The 26,118-nt window shown below is 73.3% G+C and carries 8 protein-coding genes; 5 read left to right on the top strand and 3 right to left on the bottom strand.

What is annotated here, in order from left to right; all coding sequences use genetic code 11:
- Window positions 1-151: 151 nt before the first annotated feature.
- Together IE278_RS19830 and IE278_RS19825 are read right to left on the bottom strand one after the other, a co-directional pair.
- Window positions 152-12,265 carry a non-ribosomal peptide synthetase/type I polyketide synthase gene (locus tag IE278_RS19830; protein WP_189774156.1) on the bottom strand — a complete coding sequence of 4,038 codons (12,114 nt, stop codon included), beginning with the start codon at window positions 12,263-12,265 and terminating at the stop codon, window positions 152-154.
- Between the two features lie 148 nt (window positions 12,266-12,413).
- Window positions 12,414-13,526 carry a mannose-binding protein gene (locus IE278_RS19825; RefSeq protein WP_189774154.1) on the bottom strand — a complete coding sequence of 371 codons (1,113 nt, stop codon included), beginning with the start codon at window positions 13,524-13,526 and terminating at the stop codon, window positions 12,414-12,416.
- A gap of 614 nt (window positions 13,527-14,140) precedes the next feature.
- On the opposite strand from IE278_RS19825, the gene IE278_RS19820 reads away from it, so the two are divergent.
- The 4 genes from IE278_RS19820 to IE278_RS19805 all read left to right on the top strand — a co-directional run bounded on the left by IE278_RS19820 (window position 14,141) and on the right by IE278_RS19805 (window position 20,865).
- Window positions 14,141-14,860: a type VII secretion system-associated protein gene (locus tag IE278_RS19820; RefSeq protein WP_246570407.1), complete on the top strand. Its 720-nt coding sequence runs from the start codon at window positions 14,141-14,143 to the stop codon at window positions 14,858-14,860.
- Window positions 14,857-16,125: a ricin-type beta-trefoil lectin domain protein gene (locus tag IE278_RS19815; protein ID WP_189774150.1), complete on the top strand. Its 1,269-nt coding sequence runs from the start codon at window positions 14,857-14,859 to the stop codon at window positions 16,123-16,125. The genes IE278_RS19820 and IE278_RS19815 overlap by 4 nt, the downstream gene beginning before the upstream one ends.
- A 166-nt stretch (window positions 16,126-16,291) precedes the next feature.
- Window positions 16,292-19,609, top strand: a complete 3,318-nt coding sequence (locus IE278_RS19810) for a right-handed parallel beta-helix repeat-containing protein (RefSeq protein ID WP_189774148.1) — start codon at window positions 16,292-16,294, stop codon at window positions 19,607-19,609.
- A complete protein-coding gene (locus tag IE278_RS19805; RefSeq protein WP_189774146.1) occupies window positions 19,606-20,865 on the top strand; it encodes a S8 family serine peptidase in 1,260 nt (419 codons plus the stop codon). The genes IE278_RS19810 and IE278_RS19805 overlap by 4 nt, the downstream gene beginning before the upstream one ends.
- Before the next feature lie 94 nt (window positions 20,866-20,959).
- Here the strand turns inward: IE278_RS19805 and eccCa are convergent, their stop codons facing one another.
- Complete coding sequence (gene eccCa, locus IE278_RS19800) at window positions 20,960-24,997, bottom strand: type VII secretion protein EccCa (RefSeq protein WP_189774143.1); 4,038 nt, start codon at window positions 24,995-24,997, stop codon at window positions 20,960-20,962.
- Between the two features lie 476 nt (window positions 24,998-25,473).
- On the opposite strand from eccCa, the gene eccD reads away from it, so the two are divergent.
- On the top strand, window positions 25,474-26,118 hold a 645-nt coding region (gene eccD, locus IE278_RS19795), incomplete at its 3' end, for a type VII secretion integral membrane protein EccD (RefSeq protein ID WP_189774141.1).

Raw genomic sequence — 26,118 nt, 5'->3', positions numbered from 1 at the left:
TCTCCCTGCGGTGAACGCAACTCCGCGCGCATCCGAACACTGTGCCCCGCCATTCTAGGGGCTGTCCTGTACATGATCTTGGAATCGCGGACGGGACCGGGAGCGGACCGACGCGATCAAGCCCCGGACCGCCGTGGTGCGCGCTGATCGCTCAGGGAGCCCTCCTCGCACCGGCCAGGGGGTCCGGGCCGACGGTGTGGCCCAGCAGGTGCAGTGGGCCCGCTGTCACCCCCGCGCGTTCGGCGGCCCGCCAGTGGGCGAGGGCCACCGACCCGTCCACCAGGCCGTGCACCAGCGGCAGTTGCGGATCGGCCGCGTGCAGGAGGGATTCCGTGCGGCAGGAGGCCAGGGTCCCCTCCAGCCACGGCTGGGCCAGATATCCGGCCGCCGCCGGGGCCGGCAGCCCCTCGGCGATCTCCCGGCTGAGGTCGCCGAGATGGAGGAGCCCGCCGCCCAGGACGAGTACGTCCCGGCGTTCCCGCATGCGGGCCAGCGCCCGCCCGGTGTCGAAGCAGTGCGGGAAGGAGTCGTCGACCACGAGGGTGCCGGGCGTCAGCCGGTCGATGTCCAGGAGCGCATGGGTGCTGCTCACCGCGGTCACCAGCAGACCGGCCGCGTACACGGCGTCGGGCAGTGCGGGCCGGGATTCCACCACCTCCACGTCACCGACGTGGCCTTGCTCCCTCAGCCGTTGTGCGAGGTGCCGCAGCCGTGGTCCGCTGCCGGGGGCGTCGCAGAGCAGCAGCCGCCGTGGGGGCCGGGCCGCCCGGGAGAGCAGCAACTCCAGGGAAGCGGTGCCGATCGAGCCGAGGCCGACGAAGGCGACATCGAGATCAGCCAGGTCCTTTCCGGTGGCGTCGAGGGCCGCGTGCACCGTACGGACCACGGAGACGACGGTCGCCGCGTGCCCGGTCGTCACGACCGCCCGTCCCAGGTCCGGGGACCGGAGCACGTCGAAGCCGTAACCGGTCAGCGAGGGGATCATGCCGGCCAGGGAGACGCACCGGGCGCCGAGCGAGGCGGCGAGGGACGCCGCGCGGGCGGTGTGCGCGACGAGTCCGGGATCCCCGGCCAACTCGTCGGAGAACAAGGGCACACAGACGAAACCCGACCTGCCCAGAGGCGTGTGGACCGTCTCCAGCAGGCGGGGCGCGCCGTCGGGGAACAGCAGCGCGCGCAGGTCCTCCCGTCGCAGAGCCTCCTCGGGCAGGCCTGCCAGCCGGGCCAACTGGCCGGGGGCGGGCAGATAACCGACGAGGGCCGCGTCCATCGTGTCCCGGGGCGGGCTCGACGGGCGGTTCGTGTCGCGTGGGCGCACGGCGCGTACGAGCCGGTCCCGCAGCCCCCGGGCGAAGTCGTCCAGCGCCGGCCGGGACAGGGCCGCGGCCGATCCACGGACCGTCACCCGCAGTCCTGCGCCCTCCGGGCGGGCGGCCAGGAACACGTCCGTCGCCGACGACGGCGGGGCGAACGCGCTGTCCCCGTCCTCCCACGACACGGTCAGCGACTGCCCGTGCGGCGCGGCGAGGACGGAGAAGTCGAGGTACGTGAAGAAGAACTGCGAGGTCAGGGGCAGTCCATCGGCGTCGCGGGGCACGATGTCCTCGTGCCTGCGCGCCTCTTCGGCCTCGGCCACGACCCGCCGCAGAGCAACGCCGAGGTCCTGCGCCGGTTCGCCGGGCGGCGCGACCGCCGGCCGCACGGGCACGGCGGTGGCGAACGGGCCGAAAACGCGGTGTGCGTCGTGCGCCAGTCCCCGGTCGCGACCGCTCACCGCCAGACCGACGACGAGATCCTCCTGACCCGTGAGCCGCGTCAACTGCTGGTGGTACGCGGTCAGCAGCGGCGCGTACAGGGTGGCCCCGGCCTCCGACGCGAGCGCCCGCAGCGCCGCCGTCCGCCGGGCATCGAGGACGAATCCCGCCGACATGTATCCGGCCGATTCGAGTTCCGCCGACCCGGAGTCCGCGCCACCGTCCTTGACCGCGGTGCGCAGCGCGGGCTGGCGGTAGGGGGCGTCGAGCCGGGCCCGGCGCTCCGCCGCACCCGGCGCGGTGCCGGGCTCCGACTCGGCCGACAGCAGGGCGTGGTCACGGAAGGTGGCACGGGGCGCGGGCAGTTCGGGAGCGCGGCCCGCGGCCAGCCGGTCGTAGACGGCCGTCAGTTCCTGTACGAGGAGTGCGGCGCTGTAGCCGTCGCCGATGAGGTGGTGTGCGTGCACGAGGAGGACGTGTTCGCGCTCGGTGAGGGTGAGGACCCGGAGCCGGAGCAGCGGCCAGGCCCACGGTTCGAAGCGCCGCTCCGCCTCGGCCGCCGCCCGTTCGTCCACCTCGGCGGGGTCGGCGAGGGTCTCGAACACGACCGGTAGGCGCAGGGAGGGCGGGAGTTCCTGCTGGACGGGCGGCCGGGCGCCGGCGGGGAAGACGGTACGCAGCATGCCGTGCCGTTCCACCAGCGGGTCGACGGAAGCCTGGAACACCTCCGGGTCCAGGGGGCCGGACAGCCGCAGCCGCGCGGGCCAGGAACCGCCTCCTCCCGGCGCGAGGGCCTCCGCGAGGAGGAAACCGCGCTGGGCCGGCGTCACGGGGAAGGGCACCGCGTGATCCGTGGGCGCGGTCGTCGTCGTGGTCGCAGCCGGTGCCGGGTGCCGCTGTGTGCTGGGCGCGTCCACCGCGTCCACCGCGTCCACCGCATCCAACGCATCCAACGCATCCGCCGCGTCCACCGCGGCGGCCAGCTTCGTGAGCGTGCGGTTGTCGTAGATCACCGTCGGCCGGGGCAGCCGCGCCCTGCCCTCGCCGAGCCGGGCGAACACCTGAAGGACGAGCAGCGAATCACCGCCCAGGTCGAAGAAGTCGTCCTCCCGGCCGATGGAGTCGACCTCCAGCAACTCGGTCCAGATGGAAGCCAGTTGGCGCTCGGTGTCCGTGGCGGGGAGGACCTTCCCGCCGGTGGCCGCCACCGGTGGCGCCGAGGAGGGATCCGCCAGCGCGCGGCGGTCGACCTTGCCGGTACCGCTGAGCGGCAGCCGCTCCAAGACCGTGATCCGGGCGGGGACCATGTACGGCGGCAGAAGACCGGCCAAGTGGCGTCGCACGTCCGGCGGTTCGGGCTGCCCGGCACCCGGCCGGGCGGTGACGAACGCCAGCAGCCGCCCCTCGCGGGCGACCACCGACGCCTGCGCGATACCGGGATGCGTCTGGAGGGCTGCCTCGACCTCTCCCGTCTCCACCCGGTTCCCGCGGATCTTCACCTGTCCGTCGATCCGCCCCAGGAACTCCAGAGCGCCGTCCGCGCCGAACCGGACCCGGTCGCCGCTGCGATACCAGCGCCGACCGTCCCGTACGGTGAACGCCCGCGCGGTCAGCTCGGGTTCGCCCAGGTAGCCGGGTGTCAGACCGACTCCCGCGATCAGGAGTTCGCCCGGTTCCGCCGGGCGGCAGGGCACGCCGTCGGCGTCGACCACCGCCAACTCGGTACCGGTCACCGGCCGTCCGATCGGCAAAGTGTGCACGTCGTCGGCCGGACGCGTCGTGATGACGTGGCAGGTGGCGTTGATGGTCGTCTCGGTGGGGCCGTACAGGTTGGCGATCCGCTGCCGGTCGCCGAACAGGTCGAACCAACGGCGTACGTGCGCGGCGGACAGGGCCTCCCCGCCCACGTGCACCCAGCGCAGCGCCGACAGGTCCGGCCGTCCCGCTCCCCGCCGCACCCGCTCCTCGGCGGCCGACAGCAGTTGCTCCCACAACGTCGGGACGGAACTCCACACGGTGATCCGGGTCCGTTCCGCGTACGCCAGCAGCAGTTCCGGGTCCCGCAGCAGCTCCCTCGGTACGGCCACCACGGTGCCGCCGACCAGCAGGGGCGCGAGCAGTTGGCGTACGGATGCGTCGAAGCACGGGGACGCGGTCTGCGCCAGGCGGTCACCGGCGTCGTAGCCGAATGTCCCGAGGGCCCAGTCGAGGTAGTTCCCCATCGCCCGGTGCGTGACCGGGACCGCCTTGGGCCGGCCGGTGGAACCGGAGGTGAAGATGACGTACGCGATCGCGTCCGGGTCCGGGGTGGGCGTGGGTACGGGCGCTGTGGTGTCGGTCCGCGGCTCCGGCGGGCCGTCGGCGCGTATCGCGCGCACTCCGTCGTCGCCGAGCGACTTGGCGTCACGCGCGGTCGGTTCATGGCACACCACGGTGGAGACGCCCGCGCGCCGCAGCTGATCCCTCAGCCGGGCGGGCGGGTACGTCGCGTCCAGCGGGACCCAGCCCGCTCCGGCACGCAGGATGCCGACCACGCCGATCACGGTGTCCTGGCCGGGCTCGGTGAGCAGCCCGACCAGGTCACCCGCGCGTACGCCCTCGGTGTGCAGCCGTGTCGCCAGGAGCCGGGAGGCGCGGTCGAGTGCCGCGTAGGTGAGGGTGCTCCCGTCGGATGCCACGGCGGTCGCGTCGGGCGTGGCACGGAACCGGCGGAGCAGTCGGCCGACCACACCGCCCGGTTCCCCGGCCTCACGGGGGGACTCGGGGAACGGCGTGCACAGAGCGGCCAGCTCGGCGCGGTACTCCGCGTCCAGACGCGCCACCGTGCGCGGGTCGAACAGAGGCAGCGGGAAGTTCCACGACATGCGCAGCGTCGACTCGTCCGCCCAGCACAGCAGGCTCAGCCGGGTCGCCGCCGAACCGGTGCCGGCCGCCTCGGCCCGTACCCCGACCGGGCAGTCGGCAGGCAGGCGCGTGGGGAAGCGGGCGAAGCTGAAGCCCGCGGGGCTCGCCGTGCGGGGGCCCGCGCCGGGCAGGAGGGCGGCCAGATCGAGACTGCTCAGCCCGGAGTGCCGTTCGCTCTCCAGCCACACGAGGCGCAGCCGTCGCGCCAGCGCGACCACCGGTTCGTCGGGGGCCGTGTCGCAGAGCAGGGGGAGGGTGTCGGCGAGCGGGCCGACGAGCCGGTCCACGCCGGGGAAGCGCTCCTCGCGCCGGCCTCGTGCCACGTTCACCGCGATGTCCTGCCGCCCCGTCCACCGTGACAGGCAGCGCACGTAAGCGGCGAGCAGCAGATGGAACAGGGACACGTCGTGCGCGGCGGCCAGCCGTTCCAGGCCGCCGGTGAGGGCCGCGTCGAGCGAGCCGTAGTGCTGTACGAGCGGACCCGACGGCGGTGCGTCGGGATCGCCGTCGTAGAGCAGCCGCAGCGGTTCGCCGCCCCCGGCCCGGTGCTCGGCCAGGCGAGCGGTCCAGTAGCGACGGTCGGCATCCGACGCTGTGGTGCCGGCCGAGCGGGTGGCGCGGGCGTACCGGGCGAAGCTCGGCGCGTCCGGCGCCGGCTGCGGATCGTCTCCCCGCCACAGCGCGGTGTACGAGGACCACAGCTCCTCGGCCAGGACGTTCAGGCTGTAGCCGTCCGCCGCCGCGTGGTGGACCACCAGCAGCAGATGCGCCAGGCCCGTTTCCTGCTGGAGCAGCACAGCCCGTATCGGCGGTTCCACGCCCAGGTCGAAGGGCTGGTTGCAGAGAGCCGTTTCCAGGTCGGCGACCTGCTCGGCACCGCACTCGCGGACCTCGTACCAGACCGACAGCGGGGTGGCCGGCGCCGGACGTTGCACGGGGCCGGTGCCGGGATCGTCGATGCGCAGGCGCAGCATGCCGTGCCGTTCGGCCAGGCCCGCCAGTGCCTGACCGAGTACATGGGTGTCCAGGGGGCCGCGAACGGTCATCCGCAGATGTCCGCGGGCCGGGACACCGGGATGCAGCCGACTGCTGGTGTGCAGGGCCAGTTGTACGGGGGTGAGAGCGAAGGGGGCGGGGTCCGTGGCGGGTACGGGAGCAGACGCCTCCTCCTCCGCCTCCTTCGCCACCGCCTCCTCCTTCGCCGCCGGGGCGCTGTCCGTGTCCAGGTGGGCGGCCAGTTCCCGCACGGTCCGGTACTCGAAGAAGAGCGTGGCGGGCAGGGACCGGCCCGTCCTGCGTTCGAGCCGCTTGACCAGGTCGACCGCGCCCAGCGAATCGAGCCCCAGGGAGAGGAACGGTGCGTCGTCGTCGACGGTGGCCGCCGGGACGCCCAGCGACTGTGCCAGCAGTTCCCGCAGCACCGCGGCGGTGCCGGAGAGGGGCGTCGCCGTGTCGGCCGCGGACCGTGGCTCGCGCTGTGGCGGGCGCGTACTGGGCGGGCGGGTGTCGGACCGGTTCGGCCCGTCCGCGGGCCCGCCCATCGGCCGGTCCACCGGCCGGTTTGTCGGCCCGTCCGTCGTCCGGTCCGTCGTCCGGTCTGTTGCTCGGTCGGCCAGGACCAGTTGGGCTCGGCCGGTGCCGCACGCGGTGCGCAGGGCCGCCCACGCCGGAGCGGTCGCCAGTGGCCGGCCCCCCTCGTCGGCGAGGGCATCGGCGGCGAACGCGGCGGCGAGCCCCGTCTCGGCGAACGGCCCGAAGTTCACCGACAGCCACGGCCGCCCCGCCTGCCGTTCGGCGCCGGCGAACGAGTCGAGGAAGGAGTTGGCGGCGGCATAGGCACCAAGTGCGCCGGCGAGTCCCGGCAGTACCGAGGAGACGGAGGAGAACGCCACGCACGCCCCGGGCGCGCGGCCGTGCCGGATCAGCGCCTCCGACAACAGCACGGTGCCGAGCGTCTTCGCGCCCAGTGCCTCCATCGTCTCCTCCACCTTCGTCGCGCGCAGACTTCCGGGGCGCACGACTCCGGCCGCGTGGAAGACGGCGTCCGGCGCGGGCAGTCCGGCGACCAGCGCCTCGACGTCGTCCCGCGAGGTGAGGTCGGCCCGGTGGTAGCGGGCGTCGGCGCCGAGACCGGTGAGTTCCGCCAGCAGCCCGGCGGGCGGTTGCGGGGAACGGCCCGTGAGCAGCAGCACCGGGCGGCCACGCCCGGCGAGTTCCCGGGCGAGGGCGGTGCCGAGGCCTCCGGCGCCGCCCGTGATGAGGAAGGTGCCGTCGGCGGGCAGGAGGAGGGTGTCGTCGGCGGGCGGCCTGTCCTGGACACCTGTCAGGTTCGACGCCCGTGGTGTGACGGTCCGTACGAGCCGTTGTCCGTCCCGCCAGGCGACGGCACCGACCGCCTGGGGTGCCGTCGCCTCGGCGATGACGGCTCGCAGCCGCTGTCCGGTGTCGTCGAGGGAGGACAGGTCGACCCAGTTGGCCACCGCTCCCGCGGACTCCGACGGCACGGCCAGCGTCAGGCCGCCCAGTACCGCCTGGACCGGGTTCGGCCGTTCGCGGCCGTGTCCGGTGGCGTGCGCGTCCTCGGTCACGACGAGCAGACGACCGGCCCCGGTCAGGTCGAACAGGGTCAGCGCCTCGTGGAACGCCGTGACCAACTCGCGCTGGATCCGCTCGATCTCCGTGGACGTGGCACGCGCGGCGGGCCCGGCCAGCAGGATCACCGTCCGCGGGCGGTCCTCAGGGGCCGCGCTCGTCCGCACGCCCTGGTCCGCGAGGCGCCGGGTGAGGTCATACACGGCCGCCGGGTCCGGACCGGTCACCAGCACCGGTCCGCACGCGTCCGGTGACAGGGGTGCCTTCTGCCAGGTGACGTCGTGCAGCAGGCCGGGCCGCGTCGCCTCGGGCCAGTGGCGGCGCCGCTGGTACGGGTAGGGCGGCAGCGGAATCCGCCGCCGGCCCGCGTCGAGTTCCGTACGGTCCAGTGACGCGCCGCGTGCCCACAGGTGGGCCACCGTCTCCAGCAGCTCGCCCGCCCCGCCCGGGGCACTGTCCAGCGGAGTCCCGGAGCGCTCGGGGGCGAGGGGCGCGGAGATCACCAGGACGTCCCTGTCGGTGCCGTCCACCGGCTGCCGCGCGGCGGCGGTCGCTCGTACGAGACCGGCGAGGCTGTCCCGCGAGCCCAGTTCCACGAACGTGTCGTAGCCCTCGTCGAGCAGCCGGGCCACGGCCCGCCCGAACAGCACCGGCCGCAGGGCGTGTTCGCGCAGATGCTCGGGGTCCATGCGCGGCTGCCACTCGGTGGTGAGCGTACTCAGCACCGGTAGGCCGGACTCGATGACATTCAACTGGCGTGCCGCTTCGGCCAGTTCGCGCGTGATCGGCTCCATCAGCGGTGAATGGAAGGCCCGGGACACCTCAAGTGCGCGTACGCACGCGCCTCGCGCGGAGAGTTCCCGCGTCGCCCGCTCGACCGCGTGAGGGCTGCCGGACAGGACCAGCCTGCCGGGGCCGTTGTGGGCGGCGACCGCGAGTGTGCCGGGGGCCGCCGCGATCAGCGCCGCCACCTGCTCCTCGTCGGCTCCCCGTACCGCCGCCATCGCACCTGGCGGGGTCGACGTGCCCATGAGACGGCCGCGTTCCACCGCGAAGGTGAGCATGTCGGGGTACGGGACCCTCCCGCTGACACAGACGGCGGTGAGTTCCCCGACGCTGTGCCCGACGAGTGCGTCCGGCCGTACGCCCCAGGCGAGCAACTGCCGGGCGAGCGCGACCCCGTGGGCCACCAGCAAAGGCTGAGCCACCTCCGTCGACGCCTGGGCCCGCGCGTCGAGGCCTGGGTCGACACACCAGGCCGTCAACTCCCGCCCGTGCACCGCGCCGACGTGGGCCGAGGCCTCGTCGAGCGTGTCGCGGTACACCGGCGCCGTCGCGTACAGCGCACGGCCCGAGCCGGGTCGCAGCGAGCCCTGGCCCGGGAACACGAAGACGGTCCGCGGCCGGTGCGCCACCGTCCCGGTGACCACGCCCGGCAACCGGCCACCGCCGGGAGCCGTGGCGGCGGTCAGACGTTCCCGCAGGTCGCCGTCGGCCACGACGGCGAGGCGGTACGGGCCCTCGTCACGGGCCGTGGCCGCCGCCCGGCACACGTCGCCCTCGTCCAACTCCGGGTGCTCGTGCAGATGGTCGGCGAGGAGGGACGCCCACGCGTGAAGCCCGGCCGCGCCGCGTGCCGACAGGGTCAGCAGGTGCGGGCCACGGTCATCGGCCCGTTCGGGTGTCAGGGGCGGCGGTGCCTGTTCCAGCACGGCGTGCGCGTTCGTGCCGCCGAAGCCGAAGGCGTTGACGCCCGCCCTGCGCGGCCCGGACGGGCCGGTGGAGGGCCACGGAGACGCCTCGGTGACCAGCGCGAACCCGGACCGCTCGACGGCGGGCGAGGGCGGTGTGTGGTGCAGGGAGGCGGGCAGCCGGCCGTGCCGCAGGGCCAGGACCACCTTCACCAGTGAGGGCAGGGCCGCCGCGTTCAGCAGGTGCCCGACGTTCGTCTTCACCGAGCCCAGCAGTCGCGGCCGGCCGTCCTCGCGTGCGGGGAAGGCATGGGCCAGGGACCGCAGTTCGATGGGGTCACCGACGGCCGTGCCCGTCCCGTGCGCCTCGACATACGTCACCGACGCCGGATCGACGCCGCAGACCTCGTACGCGCGCGTGATCACCTCACGCTGCCGCAGGGGGTTGGGTGCCATCAGGCTCAGTGAGGTGCCGTCGTTGTTGACGGCGGTGCCGCGTACGAGGGCGAGTACGTCGTCGCCGTCCCGCTGGGCGTCGTGCGGGCGCCGCAGGACGAGGGCCGCGCCTCCCTCGCCGGGTACGAACCCGTCGGCGGCCGTGCTGAAGGCGCGGCTGCGGCCGGTGGGGGAGAGGGCCTGGGCGGCTTCCAGGGCCTCGTGTCCGTCGGGAGTGAGGTGCAGGTTGACTCCGCCGACGACGGCGATGTCGCACTCTCCGTCCGCGAGGCTGCGCCGGGCCAGATGCAGTGCGACGAGCCCCGACGAGCAGGCGGTGTCCACCGCGAGGGCCGGACCGTCCAGGTCGAGGCAGTGCGAGACCCGGGCGGCGACGAGGTTGGGGAGATTGCCCGTCAGCGTCGTCGCGGAGCGGGACGGGGCGGGGGAGGCGCCGTCGAGGATCTGGCGGTAGCCGCTGTCCCCGACGGCGGCGAAGACCCCGACGCGGAGGCCGCGCCGGCGCGGTCCGGCGTAACCGGCGCGTTCCAGGGCCTCGTGGGCGAGTTCGAGGAAGATCCGGGCCTGTGGGTCGAGCGTACGGGCCTCCTCGTCGCCGATGCCGAAGTGCGTGGCGTCGAAGGCGGCGGGGTCGTCCAGGAAGGCGCCCCAACGGCCGGTGTCCCGGCGGCCGGTTCCCCAACGGCCCTGTGGCACCTCGGTGACGACGTCACGGCCGGCCGTCAGCAGGTCCCAGAACTCCTCCGGTGTGCTCGCGCCGGGGAAGCGGCAGGCCATCGCGACGACCGCCGTCGCGGACGGCGCGTCGTCCGGCGCGGGAAGAACCGACGGTTCGTCCGTGGCGGGCCTGTGCGCGGCAGTGCCCTCCTCCCTGGTGGCCAGCAGGTGGTCGGTGAGCGCGGCGACGGTGTCGTGGCGCATCACGGCCGGCCCCAGTACGACCCCCAGGGACTCCTCCAGCCGGGCCAGCGCCTCCATGGCCTTCAGCGAGGTGCCGCCCACCTCGGAGAAGCGGTCCCTGTCCCCGAAGGACGCCTCTGGAAGGTGCAGTGCCTGGGCCCAGGCACTGCGCACCACTTGCCGCATGGCGGTGTACGAGCGGGGGGCCGCGGGGGTTGCGGGAAGCCTCCCGGGCGAGGGCGGCGGGGGCCACGACGAGGACGCCGCGGGCCGGTACGCGCCCTCCTCGAAGCGGGCCCGCATCCGCTGCCGTTGCAGCTTGCCGCTCGTGGTGCGCGGGAACGCCGACGGCGGCAGCGCGAGTACGCGTACGTCGTCGTGCCCCAGCGCGGTACGGATCCGCCGCGCGACCCCGTCCAGGACCTCGACGGCACCGCCGGGCGGCCGGGCCCAGGGCACGAACGCCACCACGCGTTCGCCGCCGGTCACCGGGTCGGTCGAGCCGATCACCGCCGGGCTTCCCGGAGGCAGCCCGGGGCTCGCGCTCGCGACCTCCTCCATGTCCGGGGCGTGGAAGGTACGGCCGTTGAGGAAGAGGACATCCTTGTGACGGCCGCTGACGCAGAGGCGGCCGTCGCGCAGGAACCCCAGGTCACCCGTCCGCAGCCACCCGTCCTCGGCGAAGGACAGGGCGGTCGTCTCCGGCAGCCGGTGGTAGCCGCGGGCGGTCTGGGGGCCCCGCACCTCGATGTGACCCACCCGCCGGTCGCCCAACGGCCGGCCGGTGTCGTCGGTGATCCGGACCGAGCAGCCCGGCACCGGCGGGCCGACGTCCATCACCTCCACGACGTCCATGGCTTCCGCGACGTCGACCGCTTCCACGACACCGGCCGCGTCCGAGATATCCGTCCCCGGCAGGCTTTTCCCGTTCGGCCCGCGCTCCACGGCGACGCCCCGGGCGAGTGCGGCGCGCTCCAGGGCGACGGGAACCGCCACTTCGCCCAGCGGCGGGAACGTGACGGCCAAGGTCGCCTCGGCCAGCCCGTACACGGGGGTCGCCGCCCGCGGGTCCAGCCGGGCGGGGCGCATCCTGGCGGCGAAGTCCCGCCACACCGTCGCGGAGATCGGTTCGGCCCCGACCAGGATCAGCCGTACCGGACTGAGATCGAGTCCGGCGAGTACGTCGTCGGGTACGCGCCGGACGGTCAGCGCGAGCGCGAAGTTGGCGGCCGACAGGACCGTGCCCCGGTGCCGGGCGGTCACGTCCAGCCACAGGCGCGGGTTCTTCGCGAACGACAGCGGGCCGATCTTCACCTGTTTCGTCCGCGCGGCCAGGGGTGCCAGATGGGTGCCGATGAGACCCATGTCGTGGAAGTACGGCATCCAGCTGACCAGGACATCCTGCTCGCACAGGGCCGAGACGGCGACTATCTGACGCAGGTTGGCCACCACGGCCGCGTGGGTCAGCTCCACACCCTTGGGCGCGCCGGTGCTGCCGGACGAGAACTGCAGGAACGCCAGGTCGTCCGGCGCCGGTTGCGCGGGTGAGGCCGGCGCGGGGCACTCGCGCAGCGTCTCCAGCCGCAACACCCTTACGGGGCACGGCAGTTCGGCGGCCACCTCCGCGCAGGCCGCGTCCACCATGACGGGCGGGCGGCCGAGGTGTTCCCACACCGGCCCGACCCGCCGTACGTCGGGCGCGAGCGGCACCGGTACCAGGCCGGCCGCCAGCGCACCCCAGAACATCGGCTGGAAATCCTCGCTGCGGTCCGCGAGCAGCGGCACACAGGTACCCGGGGCGATCCCCGCCGCACGGAGACCGCCCGCGACCCGCAGGGACTCTTCGAGGAGCTGCCGGAAGGTGACGGACACTTCGCCGCCGTCCCCGCGGACGTGGACGACGACTTGTCCAGGTGCCCGGTGGGCCGCGTCCAGCAGCACGTCCAGGAGCGTTTCAGGAGGAGTCATGAGTCCGTTCGTTCGTGCGTGGGCGGGTCGCTGGTGCGTGGGGGTGTGCGGGGGCTCCCCAGTATGAGGAAGCCGCAGGCCCCTGGTCCGTTCCCGAATTCGGGAACGGACCAGGGGCCTGGTGGGTCGTGCGACGGGCCGCGCGGGGTCAGGTCGACCAGATGACCGCGCCGTTGTGGAGGATGACCACCTTCGCGTCGGCACGCAGGACCAGTTGGGCGTTCGCGTGGCCGTGGCTCTTGGAGGCCCAGATCGGGCGGTCGTCTCCGTTGTGGATGACGAGGTTGCCGTCCTCCTGGAAGATCGCCCGGTGGTTGCTGCCGAAGGTCATGGACGCCCAGATCGGCTTGTTCTTCTCGTTGTAGACGACGAGGTTGCCGTCGCCCTGCATGACCATGCGGATGCGGTTGGTGCTCCAGGACTGGTTGGCCTGCAGAACGGTGGTCGCGTAGACGGTCTTGGTGCCCCAGTTCGGCTTCGGGTCCGCCTTCGGCTTCTCCTTGGCGGCCGGGGCCTTCGACTTCTTCGCGGCCGGGCTGCTCGTCCTGGCCTCCGGCACGGGTGCGACGGCCTTGGGGACGACCTGGGGTGCCTCGCTCTCCTTCTTCTTCTCCTTGCGCGGGGACGAACTGGGCGTCTCCGCCACGTAGTCGTCGAGGCCGGCGGGTGCGGAGGTCGCGTTCAGGACGGTGTCGGAACCCTCCGCGGCCAGCCCCTTGGTGTCGGGGCGCCCGTCGTCCTGCGCGCTCCCGGCCAGCAGCAGCGGTATGGCGATCAGGACGGCGCCGGCGATCGCGGCCCCGGCCAGCACCGGCTTGCGGGGGCGCCCGCTGTTGACCCCCGTGCCGGTCTTCGTACCCGGCGGGGTCGTCGCGACGGCCACCGCCACGGCGACGCCTTCGGCGGGAGCGGCCGAGGCGGACGGGGTGGCAGGAGTACCGGCGGTCTTCCCGGCCGCGGCGGCACCGGTCTCTCCGTCCGGGGTGGTGCCGCCGTCCGCGTCCGGGTCGGTGCCGCCCTCCGCGTCCGGCGTGGTGCCCTTCTTCCCGGCCGGGGCAGCACCTGACTTCGCCTCGGCGGCTTCGGGTGCCTTGGGGGCCTCCGGCGCCTCGGGGGCTTCCGGCGCCTCGGCAGGGGCCGGCGCCCGCTCGTCCGGTGCCGACGACGACGCGGGGGGCGCGGGTGTGGACTCGGCTTCCTCCGCGCCGGCGGCGGCCCCCTCCGCGTTCGCGCCGGGGGTGTGGTGCTGGTGGGGGGACATGCGGTACTCCTCCTCGGTGGCGGCCGCGGACCGATCCGATGCCCTCTGCGCTGCGAGGCATTCCCGTACGGGCCTGGCGTGGACGTCCGGATGGACGGCACGTGCACAAGGCGGTACAGGGCACTTGTACATGGACGGGTCCGATGGCGAACCCAACCTAGCCCGTCGCAGGGGCGACAGCAGCACCCTCAGTCCCAACCGCCCCATCGCTTTGTCCACCCACGCCTCACTGCTCCCGGAAAGTTCTCCACCCGGGCAGCAAACGGGCACGTGGTCGCCCGATACGGGCCTGCCCCAACGCCCCACGCACGGGGCGCGTGTGGCATCCTGTTGGCTCCCCGATCTGATCGATATCGGCATCGGCGTGCGCGCGTGTGGCGCGGCACCCAGCAATCCGTACGGACCGAAGAGTTCAGGTGAAGATGCGGCCCGGAGAACGGCAGGAGGGCAGGCACGACGCCTCGCCCGTGGTGCCAGACTCGCCCGTGGCGTCCGACTTGCCTGTGGCGCCCGAAGGTTCCGGCCCGACCGCGGTCACCGAGTCACCTGTCGTCGGCACAGCGGACACGACGGAAACCGCGGATACCGTCGACAGTGCTGACACTGTGGACGCTGTGGACATCCCCGAGATACCCGAGGCCGTACGGGCCGCCGCCCGCCGGGCTCCTGGTCACTGGATCGGGATGGTCGACCCGGAGTGGACCGAGGAGCGGACCCCGCCGGAGTGGGCGGTCCTGGGGGAGTGGCAGTCGGACGAGAGCGGGGGCGTGGGCGAGTACCGCGCCAACCCCGCGTACCGGCCCTCGGCCCAGGTGCTCGGCTGGCCGGAGCCGACCGACCCGGTGGACGCGGCGGCGCAACGGGCCGCCACCGGTTACGGCTCGGTGGACGAGGCACTCGCGGCGCTCGCCGAGGCGGAGGTGACCGTGGTGCGCGCGCCGGACGGCGGGCCGCTCACCGCCACCGGTCAGGACGGTGCGCCGGTGGTCCTGTTGTTCACCTCACCGGCACACGAGTTCATGTCCCCGGTACTTCGCCATGGCAGGCTTCCGGCGCGGCAGCTGGCCCGGTCACTGAGCGGTTCGGGCACCCAGCTGATGGTCAACGCCGGAGCGGCCGCGCCCTTGTTGGTCCCGGCGGACAGCCTTCTCGGTCCCGTACGAGGACCGGGCGCGGAGGAGGTTCCCGAGGCTCCCTCCGGCACAGGGGACCGTACGGGCACAGCGGACCGTGTCGACACCGGCTCTGTGACCGCGCCGCCCCTGACCGACAGTTCTCCTGAACTCCACCCCCACATCCCCCACAGCCCTCACATCGCAGGGAGGACCCCGTGACACGTTCGGCCGAGCAGCCCCCTGCCTCCCCGAGTTCCGGTTCCGGTTCCACTTCCGGTTCCGGTTCCGGTGGCGAGGAGGCGGCCACGACCGCTACCGCCGCCGTCGAGCCCCGGTCCCAGCCCGAGCCCGCAGCGGTGAAGACCACTACGGAGGCCGGTGAGACCGAAGGGCCCGCCCCCCAGGGCAAAACCACCGAGCCCGAGGCCGAGCCGCAAGCCGAAGCCGGGACCGAGCCCAAGGCCGGGACCGAGCCCGCCCGGACCAGGTCCGAGGCCGGTGCCGACTCCGAGGCCGGAGAAGCCGCTGGTGATCGGTCCGAGGCAGAGGCAGAGGCAGAGCCCGGTGCCGCCGCCGCGGCCAAGAGCCGGCTCCCCGCGCTCGTACGGACCATGACGGCGACCGCGATCGACCGGCCGCAGCAGCAGACCGGGCCCGTGGGCCGGCCGGGCAAGGCGGTGCTGGCCGGGGCCGCCGTCGCGGGCGCGCTGCTCGTGTCCGTGCCGCTGCTGATGCTCGGCGGGGACGACGACAAGGACCGCGGGGGACCGGCGTCGGCCGGAACCGTGCTGGGCGGGAACGCCCGGGACGTACCGGGCGAGTTCGCGCAGACCTCGCCCGACACCGGTTCCGCGGCCGACGGCAAGAAGGACCCCGTCCAGCCGGGCAAGTCGGCCCAGAACGCCGCCACGTCCGCCCCGGCGAAGAGCGAGGACAAGGGCGAGGACAAGGGCAAGGGCACGAGCGACGGCGGCTCGAAGAAGGACACCGCCCGGAAGGACACCGGCCGGAAGACGCAGCCGGAGGAGCGGAGCGGCGGGAAGACGACGTCCGGCGGGGGCAAGAGCCAGTCCACGAAGGCCGGCTCAGGGGTGACGCTCAGCGCCTCCGTCTCCCTGCGCAGTCACCTCTCGGGCAAGTGCGTCGACGTACCGGGCGGCGATTTCGGCGACGGCAAGAAGCTGTTCGTGTGGGACTGCAACGGCGGGGCCGCGCAGAAATGGCAGTTCGCCTCCGACGGCACCATCCGTATCAAGGGCCTCTGCATGGACGTGGCCAACGCGAACTACAGCGACGGCACTCCCATCCAGATCGCCAGGTGCAGTGGCAACGCCGCCCAGAAGTTCGTGCTGAACGGCAGCCACGACCTGGTCAACACCGTCGTCGGCAAGTGTGTCGACATCAAGGACAACAACCGGGGCGCCGGTGCCTGGCTGCAGCTGTGGAGCTGCGCGGGGACCGACAACCAGAAGTGGAGCGTCTGAGACAAGGCGCCCGCAGCCCGAGAGGAGCCCCGGAGAACCCGGGAGCACCCCTCTCGGCAACTGCCCGCCCCAGGGCGAGGCATGATGGCACCGTCGGTTTCACCGACACGCGCCCCCGGTGAGGGGGCGCCCGTAGCTGAAGCCCCCGTGGCAAGGAGGTTGGTGCGTGTCGCGCCAGGTACTGACGGTCGGTCCGGGGGACCGGGATCGTTACCGGACGATCGGTGAGGCACTCTCGGCTGCCCGTACCGGCGCGCTCATCAGCGTCCGGCCCGGGACGTACGCGGAGAACCTGGTGATCAACACCAGGGTCACCCTCACTGCCGAAGAGGGCCGGGGCACCGTGGAGATCCGGCCGCGCTCGGGCAGTGTGCTTTCGCTGCGCGCCGACGCCGTGATGCTCTCCGAACTGACCCTGCGCGGCGGCGACGCCGAGCAGCCGGCCGTGGACGTGCGGCGCGGCCAGGCCGCGCTCGACGGCTGCGAGGTCATCGGCTCCGCCTGGACCGCGCTGCTGGCCGGGGGCACCGGCTCGATCGCGCTGCGCGAGTGCCGGGTGAGCAACTCGCAGGGCGCCGGCATCGTGGTCACCTCGACCACGCCCACCACCGTGGAGTCCTGCACCTTCGAGCACCTGGGCACCAGCGGCCTCGTCCTCGCCGAGCAGGGCGAGGCACGTGTCCGCGGCTGCACGGTCCGCGACGCCCGCGGCAACGGCCTGCTCGCCAACGGCGAGTCCCGCGGCACCGTCGAGGACTGCGACATCTCCTCGACCGACAAGCCCTCCATCGCCCTGGAGGAGAACAGCTCCCTCTCGGTGATCCGCACGGTGGTGCACGACACCAGCACCGGAGTGCACCTGAGCAGCGGGGGCCGTACGACACTTGAGGACGTCCGCGTCACCGGCTCGTCGGGGAACGGGATCGTCCTGGCCAAGGGCACCGACCCGGTGCTGCGCCGCTGCCGCGTCTCGCGCACCCGCGGACACGGCGTGCTGGTCACCGACCGGGCGCGCGGCACCTTCGAGGACTGCTGGGTGGACGGCGCGCAGGGCGCGGCCCTGCGGGTCGCCGGGGCGGCCTCCCCGGCCCTCACCGGTCTGACGGTCCGCGACTGCGACCAGACCGGGCTGCTCCTGGAGGAGGACTCGGCGCCGGAGCTGGACCACCTGGAGGTGATCGGCGGCTCGCCCGCGATCGCCGTGCGCGGCGGCGCCAACCCGCTGCTGCGCCGGGCCCGGCTGGTGGAGCCCTCCGGCGACGGCATCGTGGCCTCCAAGGACGCCCGTGGCCGCGCCGAGGACTGCGAGATCGTCCGGCCCAAGGGCGCGGGCGTACGTGTGGCCTCCGGCAGCACCCTGTACCTGGCCGGCGGCGGGGTCTCCGACACGGCCACCAGCGGTCTGGTCGTGGAGGACGGCGGCAACGTCACCGTCCGCGACTTCCGCATCGAGATATCCGGCGAGGAGGGCGTGATCGTCGCCGCGGGAGGCGAACTGACCGCCAACCGCACCTCGGTGCACGCTCCCCGAGGCCACGGTTTCCTGCTCCGCGAGGGCGCGCTCGCCTCGCTCAGCGGCTGCGAGGTGTCCGGTGGCGCCCAGGACGGCTTCCGGGTCGAGTCCACCGCCCCGGTCTCCGTGGTGAACTGCCTGGCCCGCGAGAACGAGGGCGGCGGTCTGGTGCAGACCGCCCCCGGCGAGCGGCTGGCCGTGGAGGGCCTGAACAGCACCGGCAACGGCAAGCGGGACGCCTGGGGTTCCGGCAGCGCCGAGAACACCGACCCGGCCGGCTCCGGCGCCGCGGACGCGCCCCCGGCGGACCGCCCGGAGGGCCCGCTCGGCGCCCTGAACGCGCTGATCGGCCTGGAGAACGTCAAGCAGCAGGTCCGTACGCTGGTCAACCTGACCCAGCTCGCCCAGCGCCGTGAACAACTCGGCATGTCGGCGCCGCCGATGAGCCGGCACCTGATCTTCGCGGGGCCGCCGGGCACCGGTAAGACCACCGTCGCCCGCCTGTACGGGGCGATCCTCGCCGAACTGGGCTCGCTGCGTAGTGGGCACCTGGTGGAGGTCTCCCGCGCCGACCTGGTCGCACAGGTCGTCGGCGGTACCGCGATCAAGACCACCGAGACCTTCCAACGCGCCCTCGGCGGCGTGCTGTTCGTCGACGAGGCGTACACCCTCACCTCGGACAGCAACAACGGCGGCGCCGACTTCGGCCGCGAGGCGGTCGACACCCTGCTCAAGCTGATGGAGGACCACCGCGACGACGTGGTGGTGGTCGCCGCCGGCTACTCCCGCGAGATGGACTCCTTCCTCGCCTCCAACCCGGGCCTGGCCTCGCGGTTCTCGCGGACCGTCGAGTTCGAGAACTACTCGGTGCCCGAACTGGTCGCCATCATGGAGAACATGTGCGCCCAGCACCAGTACGAGCTGGGTGAGGGCACCGAGGCGGCGCTGGCCGCGCACTTCGAGGCGATGCCCCGGGACGCGGGCTTCGGCAACGGCCGTGCCGCGCGCGGGGTGTTCGAGGAGATGGTGGACAGACAGGCGGTCCGGCTCGCCTCCCAGCAGCAGGTCGGCGAGCGCGACCTGCGACTGCTCCTCCCGGACGACGTCTCCGCGACCGCCGCCACGAAGGCCGCCGAGACCGCGGCCCCCGCCGACGACCCGCTGACCCGCCTCGGTGACATGATCGGCCTGTCCGAGGTGAAGCGCGAGGTCGCCGACCTGGTCAACCTCATCACCACGGCCCGCCACCGTGCCGCCGCCGGGCTGCCGGTGCCCTCGCTCAGCAACCACCTGGTCTTCACCGGCCCGCCCGGTACGGGCAAGACGACCGTCGCCCGGCTCTACGGGGAGATCCTCACCCAGCTCGGCGTCCTGCAGCGGGGCCAGCTGATCGAGGCGGCCCGCGCCGATCTCGTCGGCCGCTACATAGGGCACACCGCCCAGCTCACCCGCGAGGTCTTCGAGAAGGCCCGTGGCGGTGTGCTCTTCATCGACGAGGCGTACACCCTCACCCCGCGCGGCAACGGCGCCGACTTCGGACAGGAGGCGGTGGACACCCTGCTGAAGCTGATGGAGGACCACCGCGACGAGGTCGTCGTCATCGTCGCCGGCTACACCGACGAGATGGAGCGCTTCCTCGCCTCCAACCCGGGCCTTTCCTCCCGCTTCCCGCGCCGGATCGCCTTCGCCGACTACTCCTCGGAGGAACTGGTCACCATCGTGCGGACCCAGGCCGCGAACATGGGCTACGAGTGCGGACCCGGCACCGGCCCGCTGCTCAAGGAGTACTTCGAGTCGCTGCCCCGGGACCGGTCCTTCGGCAACGCCCGGCTGGCCCGCCAGGTGGTCGAGTCGATGGTCACCCGGCAGGCGGGACGGCTCAGTTCGCTGGCCGCGCCCACCCTGGACGATCTGCGCATCCTCCTTCCCGGCGACGTCGTGGCCGTGGCACCGAAGGCGGCTCCCCGATGAGGTCGTCCGCCCGCGAGGCCGCCCGCCTGCTGTCCGGGGTCGGCTGCGTCGCCGCCCTGCTGCTGCCCACGGCCCTGCCGGCCCAGGCGGCACCCCTGTCACGGGTACCGGCGGCCGACGGGAAGAAGGGCCAGGAACTGCCCGGCATGCCTTCCGCGATCGACTCGGACGCGCCCTGCACCCCCGCCTCCCGCGAGAAGGCGAAGAAGCAGGACTGGTCGCGCCAGCGCCTCGATCTGGACCGGCTGCACGGGTACAGCACCGGTGCGGGTGTGACCGTCGCCCTGATCGACACCGGTGTCGACACCGGGGCCGTGGGCCTCGACGGCCGGGTCACCGCCGAGGGCACGGCCGGTGACGACTGCGTCGGACACGGTACGTTCCTGGCCGGCCTGATCGCCGGGGCCGACGGGGACGGCGGGGACGGCGCGGGCCTGACCGGTGTCGCCCCGGGCGCGAAGATCCTGGCCCTGCGCGGCACCGACCAGCGCGGTCAGGCGAGTTCCGCCCTGGTCGTGGCGGCGGTACGGGCCGCGATCGAGGCCGACGCCGAGGTCATCGCGGTCCCGGTGGCCCTGCCACGCCGTGACGCCGAGCTGACGCGCGCGGTCGCCGACGCCCGCCGTGCGGGTGCGGTGGTGGTCGCCGCGGCGACGCCGGATCCGCCACGGGGTGCCAACGACGAGATCCCGGCCCGTAGCTACTGGCCGGCCGCCGAACCCGGTGTCCTGTCGGTCGCCGACATGCTGCCCGCCGGGGTCCGGCCGGACAACGCGCTGCGCACGAGCGGGGTCGATCTGGTCGCCCCCGGCGCCGGGGTGGTCTCCGGCGGCCCGCGGGGTGACGGGCACTACCTCGGCGCGGGTGCCTCCGTGGCGACCGCGTACGCCGCCGGGGCGGTGGCGGCGGTGCGGGCCGCCCGGCCCGACGACTCGGCCGACGAGGTGGCCCGGCGGGTGACCGCGACCGCCTATCCGGCGGACATCCCGCAGCTCGACGCGTACGCCGCCGTCACCACGGTGCTCGGTGACTCCGGTGCGGCCGGCGGGGTGGAGCGGGCCGCCGATCCCGTGACCGTTCGTGACACGTCCGGGGCCGACCGGGCCACCGATCGGGCCACGCTCTTCGTGGTCCTCGGCACGGGTGGCGTGCTTGCCGTTCTGTGGGGAGCCTTCGCCCTTCCCAGGGCCCGGGCACGGGGGTGGCGGCCGGCCAGGGCGGGAGCGGCCACCCCGGCCGCCGTGGAGGAGGACTGAGCGGGCTGTCGGCTGCGCGCCCTCCAAGGGCAAAGGATTGCGCCGTTCCCCGCGCCCCTTCGAGGGGCGCGGGGAACGGCGCAATCCTTTGCCCTCAGTCAGTCTGAGGCGCAGGCTCGTCCACCAGCGCCGTCTGCATCAGACGCTCGCGGCGGCGCGCGATGTGCAGGGCCCGGCCCGGCGGCAGGTTCCGCGGCTTCGCGTTGCCGAAGAGGCGGCCCTCCGTGGGCGGGCAGGACAGCAGGACCGCCGGGTTGTTGGCCTCGTCGAGGCGGCGGATGAGACCGTCGCTGAGACCCCGGCCCGCGCCCATGGCACTGCGGGCGACGACCAGGTGCAGCCCCATCTCGAAGCCGAGCGTCAGGTACTCGAAGAGCGGCTCCATGGGGCTCTGGAAGGAGCTGCCGGAGACCATGTCGTAGTCGTCGACCAGGATGAACAGCCGCGGGCCGGTCCACCAGTCGCACTTGCGCATCCGGCCCGGGGCGATGTCGGCCCCCGGCACACGGGTCTTCATCGCCCGCGCCGCGCCCTCGATGGTCTCCTTGAGGTTGTCCAGGGAGATGACGTGCCCGATGCGGTACTCCTCCGGCACGGTGTCCACCAGCGTGCGGCGGTAGTCCACCACGATGATCTTCGCCTCGGTGGGCGAGTACCGGGTGGTGATGCCCTCCGTGATGCGGCGCAGCAGGTTGGTCTTGCCGCTCTCGGTGTCGCCGACCACGACCAGGTGCGGGGTGCGGCTGAAGTCGTGCCAGACCGGTTCCAGGGCGTCCTGGTCGATACCGAGGGGCAGCCGCATGCCGTCGCCCTCGGTGGACTCGGGCGCGGGCAGCTCGGAGAGCGGGAGCCGGTGCGGCAGCATCCGGACCTGCGGGGCGGGCGCCCCGGGCCAGTGCTTGGCGACCTCCGCGACCAGATGTCCGACGCCGTCGCCGAGGTCTTCGAGGGAGCCGCTGCCGTCGAGGCGGGGCAGCCCGGCCAGGAAGTGCATCTTGGTGTCCGCGGTGATGCCGCGACCACCGCTGCGCGGCACCGAACGGGCCTTGCGGGTGTCGATCTCGGAGTCCATCGGGTCACCCATCCGCAGTTCGAGACGGGTGGCGGCCTGGTCGCGGACCTGGGCGGACAGCTCCACCCAGCGGGTGGTGGTGATGAGCAGGTGGATGCCGTAGTTGAGGCCGCGCGCGGCCAGTTCGTTGAACTTCTGGATCAGGTCGTCGTAGTCCTGGCGGACCGTCGACCAGCCGTCGACCACCATGAACACATCGCCGAAGGGCTCGTCGGGGAACTCCCCGGCGGCCCGGCGCCGGCGGTAGGACTGCATGGAGTCGATGGTGTGGTCCACGAAGAACTGCTCGCGCCGGGCGAGCAGCGTCATGACCTCGGCGACCGCCCGGTGCACCCGCTCCGGGTTGAGGCGCGCCGCGACGCCGCCGACATGCGGGAGCGCGGCGAGTTGCGAGAGACCGCCACCGCCGAAGTCCAGGCAGTAGAACTGGATCTCGGCAGGTGTGTGGGTGAGGGCGAGGGCACCGATCAGGGTGCGCATGAGCGTGGACTTGCCGCTCTGTGAACCGCCCGCGATGGCGACATGGCCGCCGGCCCCGGAGAGGTCCACGACCAGCGGGTCGCGGCGCTGCTCGAAGGGCTTGTCCACCAGGCCGACCGGCACCCGGAGCCTGCCCGTGCCGGACCAGTTGGCGGCGGTCAGGCCGCGTACCGGGTCGGGGGTGATGCCGGACAGCAGCACGTCCAGCGGGGAGGGCTCGTCCAGCGGCGGCAGCCACACCTGGTGGGCGGCGGGGCCGGAGTCGCGCAGCCGGTCCAGGGCCACGGCGAGCAGGGTCTCCTCGTCCTCCTCGCTCTCCTCCGTCTCCGGTTCCGGTTCGGGCGACGCCTCGATCGTGCGGGGCACCACCCAGCCGCTGGTCCACGGCACCACCTGGCTGGCCACCCGGGCCTGGACCACGGCGCCGGTACGCCGCCGGTAGGTGCCCGAGGAGTAGCCGGCCCGGAACCGGGTCAGGGCCTCCACACCGGACTTCAGATAGCCGTTGCCGGGCGAGGCCGGGAGCTGGTAGGCGTCCGGCACACCCAGCACACCGCGGCTCTCCATGGCGGAGAAGGTCCGCAGACCGATGCGGTACGAGAGGTGACTCTCCAACTGGTGCATACGGCCCTCGTCCAGGCGCTGCGAGGCGAGCAGCAGATGGACCCCGAGGGAGCGGCCGAGGCGGCCGATCATCACGAACAGGTCCATGAACTCGCGGTGCGTGGACAGCAGTTCGCTGAACTCGTCGACCACCACGAACAGGCTGGGCAGCGGGGCGAGGTCGGCCCCGGCGGCGCGGGCCCGCTCGTACTCCAGGGCGGAGGTGTAGTTGCCCGCGGAGCGCAGCAGTTCCTGGCGGCGCATGAGTTCGCCGTGCAGGGCGTCCTGCATACGTTCCACCAGGGCGACCTCGTCGGCGAGGTTGGTGATGACGGCGGACGTGTGCGGAAGTTCCTCCAGGCCGAGGAAGGTGGCGCCGCCCTTGAAGTCGACCAGGACGAAGTTGAGGGTCTCGGAGGAGTTGGTCAGGGCGAGGCCGAGGACCAGGGTGCGCAGGAGTTCGCTCTTGCCGGAGCCGGTGGCGCCGATGAGCATGCCGTGCGGGCCCATACCGCCCTGCGCGGACTCCTTGATGTCGAGTTCCACCGGGCGGCCGTCCACACCGACCGCGACCGGCACCCGCAGCCGGGCGGAGCCGATGTGCTTGCTGAAGAGGGTCTGCGGGTCGTGCCGGTGCAGGTCGGGGATGCCGAGCAGCGTGGTCAGTTCGACGTCGGTCTCCAGCGGCTGCGAGATGTCCGTGCCCAGGCTGATCCGGCGGGCGGTCAGCAGCCGGGCCAGCGACTCCGCGCCGAGCGGGCCGAGCCGGTCGGGGCGGCCGAGCGCCACGGAACGCTCCTTGCGGCTGCGGTCGGTGCGCACCAGACTCACCTGGTCAGGCCCGACGGTCAGCCGCAGCGTGTTGCGGCCGGGCTTCCAGCGCAGCGACCCGGAGACGTCGATGACCACGGCGTTGCGATAGCCGTGCCCCTCCCAGCGATGGCCCTCGGGGACACTGACACCGTCCAGGACGACGACGGTGTACGGCTCGTCACGGCCGGGGCGGGCATCCGCGTCGAAGCCGGGACGCTCGGCGAACTCGGCGCCGAGCAGGTCGTCCAGCTCGGTGAGTTCGGCGGTGATCCGGCGGACCTGGCCCGCGCCGTCCTCCTCGTGCGGGTGCAGCGCGTGCGGCAGCCACTTCACCCACTCCCAGTCGGGCCGCCGCTCGTCACTGACACAGACCGCGATCCACAGCTCCTCGGGCGCGTGGAACACCGCGAGCTGGGCGAGCGCGGCGCGCACGAGGGCCCGTACGGCCTCGGCGCCGGGGCCCTCCGCCGGGATGCTGCCCCCGGCCGTGCCGCTCTCCCCCTGCGGGGGCACGCCCGGTTCGGTGGGTGCCGCCTGGCCGGGAGCCTCCGCCGGGCGCACCAGCACCCGGGCCGAGGAGCGCAGATAGAGACCGAGGGGCTGCTCGGGGACGGTGGAGTAGGCGCGGATGAAACGGCGCAGGGCGTGCGCGCAGAGCGGTTCGAGGTCCTCCACCGGGCGGGTGGAGACCGGCTGCAGGGTGAGCGCGAGCTGCTGCTCGCCGACCGCGAGCCGCGCCTCGCCGAAGTCCTCGTCGGCCGGACGGCGTTCCCACAGCCGGGAGGTGCGGGCCAGCGAGCGCAGCGAGGCGGGGTCGGGGTGGCGCCAGGCGAGCGCCCGCTGCTGCTCCGTGATGGTGGACCGGACCCGCTTGCGGGTCTGCGCCAGATACCGGAGGTAGTCGCGCCGTTCGCCCTTCAGGCGCTGCTTGCGCTCGCTGGAGCGGCGCATCAGCTGCCCCAGCAGCATCGCACCGGCGGAGAGCGCCATGACGCCCATCGCCAGATACATGAAGACGCCGTTCCCGCCGCCGGGGCGCAGGAACATCAGCATCATCGACACCGACATCAGTGCCATCGGCAAATAGGTCCATATCGCCGAGGTGTCGGGCACGGTCTCGGCGAGGACCGGTGGCTCCTGAAGGGTCAATTGCCCCTCGGGCATCTGCGGTCCGCGTCTGCGGGCCGGCCGGCGAAACAGCACGACACTCAAGGAACAGAACCTCCGGTTTTACTGGCTTTCCGGCCCGCACCGAATACCGGCGCACCCGGCAGTGGTAAAGACCGCACCGAGCCCATTCTCCGGGTCCCGCGTGATCCGCGGAAGGCGGGGTGAATGTTTCGAGCGGATAGCGGGGACGGTCAACTCCCGTGTTGGACAACTCCATACCGGACAATGAGTCCGGTCCGCAGCACGATCCGGCGGGCGTAGGCAGTAGTCTGCATTCACGGAACGCGACCTGTCCACGCGGGAGGGGCGGTCGCAGCCCGCGCGGACGAAATTCACCGGTCCGGCACCCCCGATCCCGACCGCTCGCGGGCCTTCCGTACTCTTCGCACATCCCTCTCCCGGGGAGGCCCACCCACCGTCCCGGGGAAGTCCTCCTGCCAAAGTCCCCACGGAAGACGAGAGTTCAGCTGATGACCGACAGCGCTGTGGCCGAACTGTGCCGCCTGACCGTACGTGCGCCGAGCGTCTCCGTCGATCTGGCCGTGCCCGCCGACGTACCGGTCGCCGATCTGCTGCCCACGCTGCTGCGTTATGTCGGCGAAGAGGCGGAAGAAGCCGGGCTCGACCACGCCGGCTGGGTGCTCCAGCAACTCGGCGACGCACCGCTCGACGAGGAGACCACCCTCGCCCACGCCGGGCTCTCCGACGGCGCCGTGCTCTATCTGCGCCCGCACACCGAGGCGCTGCCCGAGGCCCGGCTCGACGACCTGGTGGACGGGATAGCCGACACCGCGGGCCGGCGCCTCAACACCTGGCACCCCGAGGCGGCCCGCGCGCTCCTGGTCGGCACCGCCGTGGCCACCGTGGTGGCCGCCCTCGCGCTGGTGCTGTGGCCCGGCACCGCCAACTCCGGCTTCTCCCGGGTCGCCTACGCGGCCGTGACCGGCCTGCTGCTGCTCGCGGGCGCCGGCTCGGCCAGCCGCGCGGTCGGTGACCGCCTCTCCGCGACCGCCCTCGGCCTGCTGGTCGCGCCCTGCCTGGCACTGGCCGGCTGGCTGCTGCCCGGCGGCGACCTGACCGGCGCCGACGCCCGGCAGGTCGTGGGCGCGCGGCTG

Origin of the sequence: Streptomyces tauricus (assembly GCF_014650955.1) — a bacterium.
In the GTDB taxonomy this organism is placed as follows: Bacteria; Actinomycetota; Actinomycetes; order Streptomycetales; family Streptomycetaceae; genus Streptomyces; species Streptomyces tauricus.
Note: the sequence above shows the minus strand (reverse complement) of the source record. Positions and strands in the feature narration are given on the sequence as shown.